Below are 13735 nucleotides of genomic sequence, written 5' to 3'. Positions count from 1 at the left end.
GGGAGTTGGTTGCTTCTGAGCACGAGGCGTGGAGGATGAGCGCCCATGTTCCGCCCCCGCGCTCCCCTCCCCCTGCTGCTGCTCCTCCTCGCGCTGCCCGCCTGGGCGAAGCCGCCCCGGTTGACGCTCTTCATCACCGTGGACGCGATGGGCTCGGATCTGCTGCTGCGCACCCGGCCCCGGCTCCAGGGGGGCCTGGGCAAGCTGCTCGACTCGGGGGCCTTCTACCCGTACGCGCGCTACGACTACGCCAAGCCGCGCACCGCGCCGGGCCACGCGACGCTCGCCACCGGCGCCAACCCGTGGCGCCACGGCATCGTGGACAACCGTGTCATCGATCGGGCCACGGGCAAGCCCGCGCGCGTCTTCCCGGACGCGCAGCACCCGGTGCTGGAGGCGCCCCTGTCCGAGGAGGACGTGAGTCCGGCCAACCTCCTGGCGGAGACGCTCGCGGACCGGCTGCGGCTGGCCACCAACGAGCAGGGCAAGGCGGTGGCCCTGTCGGGCAAGGCGCGCTCGGCCATTCCGCTCGCGGGCCGGCTCGGCCAGGCGTACTGGTTCGACGAGACCGTGGGGAAGTTCGTCACGGGCACCTGGTACACGAAGGAGCTGCCCGGCTGGCTCAAGGACTTCAACGCGGCCAACCCGCCCACCACCTGGTTCGGCAAGACGTGGGAGCCGGTGCGCAAGCGCACCGAGTACCTGGGCGAGGATGAGCGTCCCTACGAGGGCGAGTACTACGGGCTCGGGCGCGTCTTCCCCCACCCGCTCACCGGAGGGCTCACGGAGCCGGGTCCCCAGGCCTACAGCGCCTTCGCCATCTCCCCGTTGTCGCTCGACCTGGTGGTGCGCGCCGCCGGGGCCGCCATCGCCGGCGAGGGGCTGGGCAAGGACGAGGTGCCGGATCTGCTCGCGGTGAGCTTCAGCGCCACGGATCGCGTCTACCACCAGTACGGCCCGAACTCCTGGGAGATGCAGGACACGATGTTCCGCCTGGACAAGGCGGTGGGAGACCTGGTGGCGCTCGCCGAGCGCGCCGCGGGGGGCCGCGCGAACCTGCTGGTGGTGCTCTCGGCGGACCATGGCGGCGCGGCGGCGCCCGAGCACTGGACGGCCCAGGGCATGGAGGCGCGGCGCGTGAACCCGAGGGAGCTGTCCAAGGGACTGACCGAGGCGCTGCGCCAGCGGTTCGGCGGAGACGTGACGGCCACCGTCGAGGAGCTGGACGTGTACCTGGGAGGCAAGACGCTGGAGGGCGGCAAGGTGGACGGGGCGGCGGTGCGGCGCGCCGCGGCGGACTGGCTGAGGAAGCAGCCCGCCATCTCCCTGGCGGTGGCGAGCGATGATCTGCCCACACTGCCGGACATGGCGGGGCTCGCGACGGCCCTGCGGCGCGGCTACTACCCGGGACGCAGCGGCGACGTGCTCTTCGTGGTGAAGCCCTTCCACGTCATGAGCGCGGACACCGTCGGCACCAACCACGGCGCGCCCTACGCGTATGATCAACTGGTGCCCTTCGTGCTCGCGGGCAAGGGCGTGCGCCCGGGCACCTACACACAGCAGATCAGCACCACCGACGTGGCGCCCACCGTGGCGGCGGCGCTGGAGATGAACCTCCCCGCGTCCGCCGAGGGACACCCCCGCTCGGAGGCGCTCGGAACCGGACGCTGAGGCGGCTCACGAGGCCTGGAGGATCTCCAGGGACAGGTCCATGGCGCGCGCCGAGTGGGTGAGCGCCCCCATGGACACGAAGTCCACGCCGAGCTTCGCCAGCCGGGGCAGCCGCTCCAGGGTGATGCCGCCGGAGACCTCGAGGGGAATACGGCCGGCCGTCAACTCCACCGCGCGGCTGATCTGCGCGTCGTCCATGTTGTCGAGCATCACCACGTCGGCGCCTTCCTCGAGCGCCTCGGCGAGCTGCTCCAGGTGGGTGACCTCGATTTCGATCTTCACGAGCTGGGGGGCGTTGGCCCGGGCGCGGCGGAGCGCCTCGCGAACCGAGCCCCCCACGGCCGCGATGTGGTTGTCCTTGATGAGGATGCCGTCGAAGAGGCCGAAGCGGTGGTTGAAGGCCCCACCCGCCTTGATGGCCAGCTTGGACAGCGAGCGCATGCCCGGGGACGTCTTGCGCGTGTCGAGCACGCGCAGGCGGGTGCCCTTCACGGTGTCCATGACCTGGCGGGCCATGGTGGCCATGCCCGAGGTGCGCTGGACGATGTTGAGGGCGGTGCGCTCGGCGGTGAGCAGCGAGCGCAGCCGACCATGAACCCGGGCCACGAGCGCCCGATCCTGGACCTCCTGGCCATCCGACGAGAGCAGCTCGATGCGGACGTCGGAGTCCACCCGCTGGAAGACGCGGGCGAAGGCGTCCAGTCCGGCGAGGACGAGCCGCTCCTTGGCGATCAGCTCGGCGGAGCCCAGGGCCTCCGCCGGAACGAGCGCGTGGGTGGTGATGTCCCCCGCCGCCCCGAGGTCTTCCTCCAGGGCGAGCGAGATGAGGCGATCCAGGAAGGCATCCATGCGCGTCGTATCTCCCGTGGCTCTCTACCGGCGAGACTTCGCCGGCTTTCCCTTGGCCTGCTTGCGCGCGGGCGCCTTGGACTTCGCCGGAGCCTTCTTGGCCGGGGCCTTCTTCGTCGGCGCCGACTTCTTCGCCGCCGCCTTCTTGGCCGGAGCCTTCTTGGCTGGAGCCTTCTTCGCAGGCACCTTCTTGGCCGGAGCCTTCTTCGCGGGCACCTTCTTGGCTGGAGCCTTCTTGGCCGACGCCGCCTTCTTGGCCGGAGCCTTCTTCGCGGGCGCCGCCTTCTTCGCGGGCGCCTTCTTGGCTGGAGCCTTCTTCGCGGGCGCCGCCTTCTTCGCGGGCGCCTTCTTGGCCGGAGCCTTCACCGGTCTGGAAGACCCGGACTTCCGGGCGGGAGGCGCCGCGGGCTCCGGCTCCTCCTCGTCGGCAATGGCCTCGACGACGTCGTCCTCATCGTCTTCCTCGGTATCGACGACGGCTTCGACGACATCGTCCTCATCGTCCTCCTCGGTGTCGACGACGGCCTCGACGACGTCGTCCTCATCGTCCTCCTCGACGACCGCTTCGGAGGAGATGACCTCCGCCTGGACGAGCTGGGCCTCGACGACGTCGTCCTTGACGACTTCGGCGGTGACGGGCTGGGACGCGGGAGTGGGAACGGGCGCGGAGTCCCGGCCCTCTAAGTCCGCCACCGTCTGTCCGGAGGTGGGCTCCGCGGCCTGGGGCGAGAGCCGCACCAGGTTGTCCCGGAGCTTGGTCACGCGGGCCTCGAGCTCCTCGACGCGGGCGCGATCCTTCTCCACCACGTCCGGGGGCGCCTTGGCGACGAAGCTGGGGTTGTCCAGCTTGCGCTTGATGCCACCGAGCTCCTGCTCGGAGCGGGTGATCTCCTTGCCCAGGCGCTCGCGCTCGGCGTCCACGTCGATGAGGCCCGCGAGCGGCACGAAGATCTCCATCTGCGCGCTGACGAAGGCCGCGGACAGGGGCGGCTTGGTGCCCGGCGCGGCGATGTGCAGCTCACCGAGGCCGGCCAGACGTGTGACATCCCCGCGCCACCGCTCGAGCAGCTCGCGGGTGCGCGCGTCGGCGCTCTGCACGTGCGCGGTGATGCGGGCCGAGGGCGCCAGGTTGCTCTCGCCGCGGATGTTGCGCAGCCCCTCGATGGCGGTGATGACGGTGCCGATCTCCGCCTCGGCGGCGGTGTCCTCGAGCGACACATCCGGCTCGGGGAACGGGGCGATCATGATGGAGTCCGTCTGCCGGGTGAGGGGCAGCTTCTGCCAGATCTCCTCGGTGATGAAGGGCATGAACGGGTGGAGCAGCCGCAGGATGCGCTCCAGGCAGTACACGAGCACCGCGCGGGTGGTGTCCTTGGCCTGGGCGTCCTCGCCGTAGAGCGAGCCCTTGGCCAGCTCGATGTACCAGTCACAGAACTCGCTCCAGAGGAACTGGTAGAGCGTGGAGGCGGCCTCGGCGAAGGCGTAGGCCTCCAGGGAAGCGCGCGTCACGGCGATGGCGCGCTGCAGCCGCGAGAGGATCCACCGGTCGGCGAGCGTGAGGGGGCGCTCGGTGAGGGGCCGGGAGTCCAGGGTGAAGTCGCCCATGTTCATGAGGGCGAAGCGGCTGGCGTTCCACAGCTTGTTGCCGAAGGCCTTGTAGCCGGCCACGCGGTCCAGCGAGAGCTTGATGTCGCGGCCCTGCTGGGTGAGCGAGGCCAGGGTGAAGCGCAGCGCGTCCGCGCCGTGCGCGGGCATGCCCTGGGGGTACTTGTTGCGCAGGTTCTTGTTGAGCTGCTCGGGGGGCGCGCCGAGGATGATGTCGAGGGGATCGATCACGTTCCCCTTCGTCTTGGACATCTTCTCGCCCTTCTCGTCGCGCACCATGGCGTGCAGGTAGATGGTGCGGAAGGGCACGTCCTTCATGAAGTGCAGGCCGAACATCATCATCCGGGCGACCCAGAAGAAGAGGATGTCGTGGCCCGTCTCCATGACGGAGTTCGGGTAGAAGGCGCGCAGGTCGGCGGTCTGCTCGGGCCAGCCCAGGGTGCTGAAGGGCCACAGGCCAGAGGAGAACCACGTGTCGAGCACGTCCGGGTCCTGCGTGAGCCGCGAGCCCGAGCACTTGGAGCACTTGTCCGGCGCGGTGCGCGCCACGATGGGCTCGGCGCGCGAGTAGTCGATGGTGCCGGTGGCCTCCAGGCGCGGGCTGCACTCCTCGCAGTACCAGGCGGGAATCTGGTGGCCCCACCACAGCTGGCGGCTGATGGTCCAGTCGTGGATGTTGCGCATCCAGTGGAAGTACGTGTTGGTCCACGACTCCGGGATGATCTTCGTGCGGCCCTGCTCCACCGCTTCGATGGCGGGCTTCGCCAACGGCTCGATCTTCACGAACCACTGCGGAGACAGGCGCGGCTCCACCACGGTGGCGCAGCGCTGGCAGCCGCCCACCGACAGCTTGTGCGGCTCCTCCTTCTCCAGCAGGCCCTGCTCGGTGAGATCCTCGACGATCTTCTTGCGCGCGGCGTAGCGATCCATGCCCGCGTAGGGGCCGCCCTCGCTGGTGATGCGCGCGGCCTCATCCAGGATGTTGATCTGCGGCAGCTTGTGGCGCAGGCCCGTCTGGTAGTCGTTGAAGTCGTGGGCGGGCGTCACCTTCACCACGCCGGTGCCGAAGGCGGGATCCACCAGATCGGCGTCGACGATGATGGGGATTTCGCGGCCGAGCAGCGGCAGCACCACCGTCTGGCCCGCGAGCCCCTGGTAGCGCGGATCGTCCGGGTGGATGGCCAGGGCGGTGTCACCGAGCATCGTCTCCGGCCGGGTGGTGGCGACGGTGAGCCGCCGGTCGCTGCCCTTCACCGGGTAGTGGATGTGCCAGAGCGAGCCCTGCTTCTCCTCGTGCTCGACCTCCAGGTCGCTGAGCGCGGTGAGGCACGAGGGGCACCAGTTGATGAGCTTCTGGGCCCGGTAGATGAGGCCCTCCTCGTACAGCCGCACGAAGACCTCGCGCACGGCGGCCGAGACGCCCGGATCCATGGTGAAGCGCTCGCGGCTCCAGTCCAGACTGGCGCCGAGCACCTTCTGCTGCTCGTTGATGCGCTGGCCGTACTTGTCCTTCCACTCCCAGACGCGCTCGAGGAACTTCTCGCGGCCCAGGTCATGGCGGCTCTTCTTCTCCGTCTGCTTGAGCTCGCGCTCCACCACCATCTGCGTGGCGATGCCGGCGTGGTCCGTGCCCGGCACCCAGAGCGTCTTGAAGCCGCTCATGCGCTTCCAGCGCACGAGGATGTCCTGGATGGTGGCGGTGAGCGCGTGGCCCAGGTGCAGGCTACCCGTCACGTTGGGCGGAGGCAGCACGATGCTGAAGGCGGGCTTGTCGGCGTCGGCGTCGGCGCGGAAATAGCCGCGCTCCTGCCAGCAGGCATACCAACGGGCCTCGACCTCCTTGGCGTCATAGGACTTCGGCAGTTCGGTCGTGTCGCTCATAGAAAAAACACAACCGGCCCCACGGGCCGGTGAAAGGACCGGCCCGACGAGGGCCGGTCGGGGTGAAAAACCACGGATGGAGCGGGCTGGACACTCAGTGCTTCGTCTCGCGATCCTTGATGAGCCGCTCCAGCTCCTCGCGGATGATCGTCTCGGCGAGCTGGGGAACGACTTCCCAGGCGATCTTCTCGATGACCTCGCGGGAGGCCTTCGAGAGGGCCTCGCGCAGGAGCGCCTCGCCACCATCGGCGGAAGGCGCGGAGGGGGCTGGCGCCGCGGGCCTGTACTCGGGGGCCGCGACGGGCTCCGGAGCGATGGGCTCATCGAGCGACAGCTCCTCCAGGCCATTGGCCTCGACAGGCTGCGGCGCGACGGGCGCGGGCTGCGGCGCGCCGCCTCCCAGGCCGAAGGGATCCCGTCCCCGGCCCGCGGGGGCACCCGGCAGCGGCGCGGCCCCGGGAGGACGCGGCAGACCGCCGGCCATGCCCGGAGGAGGAGCGCCCGGTCCCGGAGGACCACCGGGCCGAGCCATGCCCGGAGGCGGAGCCCCAGGGCCCGGCATGCCCGGACGCGCACCCGGAGCCATGCCCGGAGGCGGAGCCCCAGGCCCCGGCATACCCGGCCGAGCCATGCCCGGAAGCGGCGCCCCCGGCGCGGGCGGCATGCCCGGACGCGGACCCATGCCCGGAGGCGGCGCACCCGGTCCCGGAGGACCGCCCGGCCGAGCCATGCCCGGAGGCGGAGCGCCCGGTCCCGGAGGACCGCCCGGCCGCGCCATGCCCGGAGGCGCCCCACCAGGCCCTGGCATGCCTGGACGGGCCATGCCCGGAGGCGGCGCACCCGGTCCCGGAGGACCGCCCGGACGGGCCATGCCCGGAGGCGGCGCACCCGGTCCGGGCGGACGCGGCGCGCCAGGACCCGGAGGGGCGGCGGGCGCACGGGGCTGGGCGGCGACGGGACTGGGAGCCGTCACCTGCGTGGCGGCGGACGCGGGCATGGTGTTGGACTTCTGACCCACCAGCGTCTTGACCTTGTCCAGCAGGACCTGGCTCTCGAAGGGCTTGGTGATGTGATCGTCCGCCCGGGCGGCGCGCGAGCGGGCCTCGTCGAAGGCCTCGAAGGTGCCCGCCAGCAACATCACGGGAATGTGCTGCGTGGCCGGATCATGCTTGAGCGCCTCGCAGACCTCGTAGCCGTTCTTGCCCGGCATCATCACATCCGCGAGCACCACATCCGGGCGCAGCTCCCGCGACCGGCTGATGGCGTCCAGCCCGTTGTCGACCGCGGTGACCTGGAAGTCCTCGGTCGCGAAGATCATCCCGATCACCTTGCGGATGGTGAGCGAATCATCGGCGACCAGCAGAGTCTTGGGCATCGGTTCGGGCCTCGGGGGAGCACTCCCCCCTCAGAATTCGGTGAACGGGGGCACGTCACGTGCCACCGGCAGGCCGGGCAGCTTACGGTTGCCTACCCACGCCTTCAAGAAAACAAGCGGGGTTCAGGAAAACATGCGCCACAGGTCCACGAAGAGGATGGGGTCCGGCACACCGGTGACGGTGAACTCCCCCGGGTTTCCGGTGGGATCGAAGCGCGGGTAGACACCAATCACCCGCGAGGCGCACAGGCCCAGGGTACGTCCTTCCACCTCGGCGAGCACCAGGAAGTCCTCCGCGGCGGCCCGGCCCCCCAGCAGCGCCGGCACCGAGTAGAGGGGCCAGAGCACCTGACCATGGGGCATGAGCCCCGCGATGGCGCCTCCCCGTCCGGGCAGCGCGCTGAAGGACTCGCCGCGCATCACCACCTGGGAGATGAAGGGCAGCGGCAGACCGAACAGCCGCCCCTGGGACTCGAAGACGAGCGAGCGCTCGGGGGGAAAGCCGAACAGGTGGAGGGTAGGCAGGGGGGGAGGCGTGACGACGCCGGGCTCGTGGGGCAGCACGTCCGCGCCGAGCTCCAGGTACAGCCGCCCCTTGTGCATGACCGCGCTGTGGCTGAGCGCGGCCAGCGAGTCGCCCAACCCCGAGGGCAGCACGAAGTGGACGGCCCGGGTCACGTCGGCCACCTCGACGACGGAACTCACGCGCACCGCCAACGTGGGGCTCACGTCCAGCACCACGACCATGCCGGGGGTCGGCTCGGGCTCTCCCCCCAGCAGCACCGAGAGATCCTGAACCTCCAGCACGCCGCGCAGGCTCGTCTGGTCGGGGTCCGGTGCGGCCACTTCCGTGACGGAGGTGGCCTCGACGCTGAAGCGCGTGCCGCCCGCTTCCAACAGAAGACAGAGCCGGCGTCCGCTTTCGAAGAGGGGCACCCGGGCAGGCTAGCAGCGTTGGGACCTTGGTGCTAAGCCCCGCGTGCGATGGCGCGTCTCCTCCTCGTCGATGACGACAAGATGGCTCGGGTCCTCTATGGGGACTCCCTGCGGGGAGTGGGCCATGAGGTCTCCACGGTCGCCACCATCGCCGAGGCCAAGGAGGCCCTGGAGCACGGTCGCTACGACGTGGTGGTGACGGACCTGCTGCTGCCCGAGGGCAGTGGCATGGAGGTGCTGCGCTACACCAAGGAGCACCACCCGGGCATCGAGGTGGTGGTCATCACCGGCCTGGACAAGGTGGACCCCGCGGTACGCGCCCTCAAGAGCGGCGCCGCGGAGTACCTCGTCAAGCCCGTGGCCCCCGAGGTCCTCCAGCACGCGGTGAACCGGGCGCTCGCCACGCGCGAGCTGCTGCAGGAGAACGCCGCGTTGCGCCGCTACGTCTCGCTGTTGGAAACCGGACAGCGCATCTCCACCACGCTCGATCGTGGCCGGTTGGTGACGACCACGTGCGCGGCCTTCGTCGGCCTGGCCGCGGCCAGCGCGGTGATGCTCGTGCAGCGCGATGCCCAGGGCAAGGCGCGGGTGCTGGGCACGCAGAACCTGATGGGCTCCTCCCACGAGAACACGCTCCTGACCCGGCTCGCCCCGTACCTGCCGACGTTGAGCGAGGCGCGTCTCTTGGAGGGACTGCCCGGCGCCTGGCCCTGCGGTCTGGCCGTCCCCGCGCAGGATGGGGAGGATCTGCTCGGGTGCGCCCTGCTGCTCTACCCCTCCCGGCCTCCCTCGGACATCGCCGAGGCCACGAGCTTCCTGGCGCGCAGCCTCGCGCTCGCCCTGCGCAACCAGGGCCGTCTCGCCCAGGTGGAGGATCTGGCCTACCTGGACGACCTCACCCACCTCTTCAACACCCGCTACCTGCACCTGGTGCTGGACCGCGAGGTGAAGAGCGCCCAGCAGACCCACGGCGCCTTCAGCCTGCTCTTCCTGGACCTGGACTACTTCAAGACAGTCAACGACACCCTCGGCCACCTCATGGGCTCGCAGCTGCTCGTGGAGATGGCGCACGTGCTCAAGGGGTGCGTGAGGGATCGCGACGTGGCGGTGCGCTACGGCGGGGACGAGTACGTGGTGCTGCTGCGCGGCACCGACTCGAGCGCGGCCCTGAAGGTGGCCGAGCGCATCCGCCGCGCCGTGGAGAAGCACCGCTTCCTCGTCCCCGAGGGCCATGCGCTGTCGCTGTCCACCTGCATCGGCGTGGCCAGCTTCCCCGAGCACACCCAGGACAAGGCCACGCTGCTGGATCTGGCGGATCGGGCCATGTACCGGGGCAAGAAGGGCAGCCGGAACGTCGTGTACCTGGCCGGCGAGAATCTGGAGGCCACGCCTCCGGCACGCCACAGCCAGCCCACCGGCGGCTGAGTCCAGGACGAGCGGCCAGCCAGGGGCCCGCCCCAGGCGACGCCGGGCCTCGGAATCCAGGCCCCCCGCGTTTGCGGCCAGGCCAGCGGCTCGGTCATGCTGAGACGCCATGGACACCCCGGCTCCGCTCGCGCTTCTGCTCCAGGCCCTGGAGGCTGGTGACCTGCGGGCCGCCAGGGCCGCCGCCGCGGAGCTGCAACGCACCCGCCAGGGCTCCACCCAGCTCGCCGCCGAGGTGCTGCACGAGCTGCGTCAGCCGTTGCTCGGCGTGAAGGCCTATACCCAGATGCTCACCGAGGAGATCGGCTCGCGCGGCGCCCTGCGGCAGATGCTCGCCCAGGTGGAGCGGATGGAGCAGATCATCTCCGACTTCACGCGCCTGGCCAGCGAGCGCCCCGCTCCCCAACAAGCCGTGTCGCTGGTGGCGCACGTGCAGGCCGCCACGCGCGCCTTCGCCCTCAACCCCGATTCCGCGCGCATCCACCTCGAGGTGGAGGCCCGCGAGGAGCTCACCGTCCACGGCAATGGCCGGCTGTTGGAGCAGCTCGCCCTCAACCTGCTCAACAACGCGCGCGACGCGGTGACGGGGCGCGGGCTGGTGAAGGTGGTGCTCACGCACGAGGACCGCGCGCCGGTGATGTACGTGGCCGACTGGGGCCGGGGCATCCCGGACGCCGTGCTTCCCCGCCTCTTCGAGCCCTATGTGACGGGCAGCAAGCGCGGCACGGGGCTCGGGCTCGCGGTGTGCCGCCGCATCGCGCAGGAGCACCACGCCCAGCTCGAGATCGTCCCGCCCTCGGTGCTGTCCCTCCAGCCCGCCCCCACCACCGTCTTCCGTGTCCGCTTCCCTCCCCCGGAGCCGACGCCCGCCACCCTCCCGGCGCCCGCGCCCCTCTCGCCCTCCCCCGCCCCGGCCACGCTCCGCCGCCGCCTGCTGGTGGTGGATGACGAGGAGATCATCCGCAGCGTCTTCAAGGACTTGATGGGCCGGGAGTGCGAGGTGCTCGAGGCAGCCCACACCGAGGATGCCCTCGCGCTCCTGGAGCGCGGGCGCGTGGACCTCATCCTCACCGACAAGAACCTGCCGGGCCTGTCGGGCCTGGAGCTCGCGCGACGCGCCCGCCAGCTCGATCCCCACTCCCGCGTCATCCTCATGACGGGCTACCCCTCGCTCGTGACGGCCCAGGAGGCGCTCGAGCTCGGACTGCTCGACTACCTGCTCAAGCCCTTCGACGACATCCGCGAGGTGCGCGTCCGGCTGCGCGAGGCCCTCACCGGCGCCGCCCCGCTCCCCCGGGGACTGCGCCCCGGCAACCGCCGCGTGGACGTGCTCGAGGACAGCCCGGTCTCCGCGCGACGGCTCACCGAGGCGCTCGCCCTGCTGGGGTTGGAGGCTCGGGTGCTCGCCACCGCCCCCGCCGAGCCCGCGGCCGAATCTCCCGTCGAGCCTCCCGCCGCCGTGGTGGTGAGCTGGGACCTCGCCGCCGCCCATGGACGGCAGGCCCTCGCCCTGGCGAGACAGCTGAGTCAGGGGGCACCCTTCGTGGTGCTCGCCGAGTACCTCTCCCAGGAGACGATGCTGGAGTCGCTGCGCGCCGGCGCCTCCGGGTGCCTGCCCCGGGAGCTGGAGACGCCGGAGCTCAGCCGCGAGCTGTCCCGCCTGCTCCGCGCCACCTGAGCGCCCCCAGCGTCCACCATGAAAAACCACGGCCCCGAGCACCTTCCCGTGAGGGAGGTACCCGGGGCCGCGAACCTCATGAGCCCGTGGGGACGAGCGGCTCAGTAGTCCATGTCATCGCCGCCGTAGTCCGGCGTGCCACCGGCCGACGCGCCCTTGCCCTTCTTCTTCGGGCGCTCGGCCACCATGGCCTCCGTGGTCAACAGCAGCGAGGCGACCGAGGCGGCGTTCTGCAGCGCGGTGCGCTCCACCTTCGTCGGATCGATGACGCCGGCCTTCTCCAGGTCCTCGAACACGTCCGTGCGGGCGTTGTAGCCGTACGCGCCCTGGCCCTCGCGCACCTTGTTGATGATGACGGGGCCCTCGAGGCCCGCGTTGCTGGCGATCTTGCGCAGCGGCTCCTGCAGGGCCTTCTTGATGATGTCCACGCCGAAGTCCTGCTCACCGCCCAGCTTGAGCTTCTCCAGCGCCGGGAGGCAGCGCAGGTAGGCCACGCCACCGCCGGGGACGATGCCCTCCTCCACGGCCGCGCGGGTCGCGTGCAGGGCGTCCTCGACGCGCGCCTTCTTCTCCTTCATCTCCGTCTCGGTCGCCGCGCCCACGTGGATGACCGCCACGCCGCCGGCCAGCTTCGCCAGCCGCTCCTGCAGCTTCTCGCGGTCGTAGTCGCTCGTGGTCGTCTCCGTCTGCGAGCGGATGAGCTTGATGCGGCCCTCGATCTCCTCGCGCTTGCCCGCGCCGTCGACGATCGTGGTGTTGTCCTTGTCGATGGTGATGCGCTTGGCGCGGCCCAGGTCGTTGAGCGTCAGGGCGTCGTACTTGTGGCCCAGCTCCTCGCTCACCACCGAGCCGCCCGTCAGCGTGGCCAGGTCCTTGAGCAGCTCCTTGCGACGGTCACCGAAGCCCGGCGCCTTCACCGCCGCCACGTTGAGCACGCCGCGGATCTTGTTCACCACCAGCGTGGCCAGCGCCTCGCCCTCCACGTCCTCGGCGATGATGAGCAACGGCTTGCCCGCGCGCGCCACCTGCTCGAGGATGGGGATCATGTCCTGCATCGACGAGACCTTCTTCTCGCTGATGAGGATGTAGGCGTCCTCGAGCACCGTCTCCATGCGCTCGCGGTTCGTCACGAAGTAGGGCGAGAGGTAGCCGCGGTCGAACTGCATGCCCTCGACCACGTCCAGGGTGGTCTCCAGGCCCTTGGCCTCCTCCACCGTGATGACGCCCTCCTTGCCCACCTTCTCCATGGCATCGGCGATGATGTTGCCAATCGTCTCGTCGCCGTTGGCGGAGATGGTGCCCACCTGGGCAATGGCCTTCTTGTCGGCGGTGCTCTTGGAGAGCTTCTTGAGCTCCGCCACCACCACCTCGACGGCCTTGTCGATGCCGCGCTTGAGGTCCATCGGGCTGTGGCCCGCGGCCACCAGCTTCAGGCCCTCCTCGTAGATGGCGCGCGCGAGCACCGTCGCCGTCGTGGTGCCGTCACCCGCCTTGTCGCTGGTCTTGGAGGCGACCTCCTTGACCATCTGGGCGCCCATGTTCTCGAACCGGTTCTCGAGATCGATCTCCTTGGCGACCGTCACACCGTCCTTGGTCACCGTGGGCGAGCCGAACGACTTCTCGATGACCACGTTGCGGCCCTTGGGACCGAGCGTCACCGCCACCGCGTCCGAGAGGATCCGCACACCCCGCAGAATCGCCTCGCGCGCCGACTGGTGGAAGAAAATCTCCTTCGCTGCCATCGTAACCTCCTGAAAAAATTAATGAATGTACGTCGTGGGCCAGGAGCCCTTGAGTTAGCACTCGACCCAGGCGAGCGCCAAAATAAGAGACGGTCCGGGGTTGTCAACACGGAACGGCTGACATGTGGGGGAGCGGACGGCCGGCGGGACGCCCGGGCGCCCCGAGCGCTACTCGGCGAAACGCACCAGGTTGAGCAGCTGGTTGAAGTCCAGGGGCTTCTCCAGGGTCATCGCCACGCCCTTGCGCAGGCCCTTGTCCTGCACGTTGCCATCGGCGTTGCCCGTCATGAGGATGACGGAGGTGCCCTGGTGCCGGGGGTCCGCCTTGAGCATCCCCGTGAACTGGATGCCGTCCATGTGGGGCATCCGGTAGTCGCTGATGATGAGCCCCACGTCATGGCGCTCGAGGATGTCCAGGGCCTGCAGGGCATCGGACGCGGAATAGACGGTGTACCCGTGCTTCTCGAGGAAGCGCGAGAGCAGGGTGCACAGCTCGACATCATCATCCACGACCAGAATGTTCACGGACCCTTATGAGCGGTGTGCGGAGGGGGCGGAAGGTAACAGCCGAGA

At 70.2% G+C, this 13735-nt stretch carries 9 protein-coding genes; 3 read left to right on the top strand and 6 right to left on the bottom strand.

What is annotated here, in order from left to right:
• The first annotated feature begins 45 nt into the window (after positions 1–45).
• The gene (locus D187_RS38400; protein WP_002630389.1) at positions 46–1671 is read left to right on the top strand and encodes an alkaline phosphatase family protein; all 1626 of its coding nucleotides are present in this window, start codon (positions 46–48) and stop codon (positions 1669–1671) included.
• Positions 1672–1677: 6 nt separating this feature from the next.
• Here D187_RS38400 and nadC read toward each other — a convergent pair whose 3' ends face one another.
• The 4 genes from nadC to D187_RS38380 form a co-directional block, all read right to left on the bottom strand.
• Positions 1678–2520 (bottom strand): carboxylating nicotinate-nucleotide diphosphorylase, encoded by an 843-nt coding sequence (gene nadC / locus D187_RS38395; RefSeq protein ID WP_002630387.1) that lies wholly within the window; start codon positions 2518–2520, stop codon positions 1678–1680.
• Between the two features lie 24 nt (positions 2521–2544).
• Positions 2545–6006: a valine--tRNA ligase gene (locus D187_RS38390; protein WP_002630385.1), complete on the bottom strand. Its 3462-nt coding sequence runs from the start codon at positions 6004–6006 to the stop codon at positions 2545–2547.
• Positions 6007–6100: 94 nt separating this feature from the next.
• The gene (locus D187_RS38385) at positions 6101–7381 is read right to left on the bottom strand and encodes a response regulator (RefSeq protein WP_002630383.1); all 1281 of its coding nucleotides are present in this window, start codon (positions 7379–7381) and stop codon (positions 6101–6103) included.
• Positions 7382–7504: 123 nt separating this feature from the next.
• Complete coding sequence (locus D187_RS38380; protein ID WP_002630382.1) at positions 7505–8317, bottom strand: chemotaxis protein CheW; 813 nt, start codon at positions 8315–8317, stop codon at positions 7505–7507.
• A gap of 48 nt (positions 8318–8365) precedes the next feature.
• On the opposite strand from D187_RS38380, the gene D187_RS38375 reads away from it, so the two are divergent.
• Entirely contained in the window at positions 8366–9742 is a 1377-nt protein-coding gene (locus tag D187_RS38375; RefSeq protein WP_043433684.1) for a GGDEF domain-containing response regulator, read from the top strand.
• Between the two features lie 109 nt (positions 9743–9851).
• Positions 9852–11420 carry a hybrid histidine protein kinase/response regulator SinK gene (gene sinK / locus D187_RS38370; RefSeq protein WP_002630379.1) on the top strand — a complete coding sequence of 523 codons (1569 nt, stop codon included), beginning with the start codon at positions 9852–9854 and terminating at the stop codon, positions 11418–11420.
• 101 nt (positions 11421–11521) lie between these two features.
• Here the strand turns inward: sinK and groL are convergent, their stop codons facing one another.
• A complete protein-coding gene (gene groL / locus D187_RS38365) occupies positions 11522–13162 on the bottom strand; it encodes a chaperonin GroEL (protein WP_002630378.1) in 1641 nt (546 codons plus the stop codon).
• A gap of 168 nt (positions 13163–13330) precedes the next feature.
• The gene (locus tag D187_RS38360; RefSeq protein ID WP_043433682.1) at positions 13331–13687 is read right to left on the bottom strand and encodes a response regulator; all 357 of its coding nucleotides are present in this window, start codon (positions 13685–13687) and stop codon (positions 13331–13333) included.
• Positions 13688–13735 lie beyond the last annotated feature (48 nt).

It is taken from the genome of Cystobacter fuscus DSM 2262 (genome assembly GCF_000335475.2).
GTDB lineage: Bacteria > Myxococcota > Myxococcia > Myxococcales > Myxococcaceae > Cystobacter > Cystobacter fuscus.
Note: the sequence above shows the minus strand (reverse complement) of the source record. Positions and strands in the feature narration are given on the sequence as shown.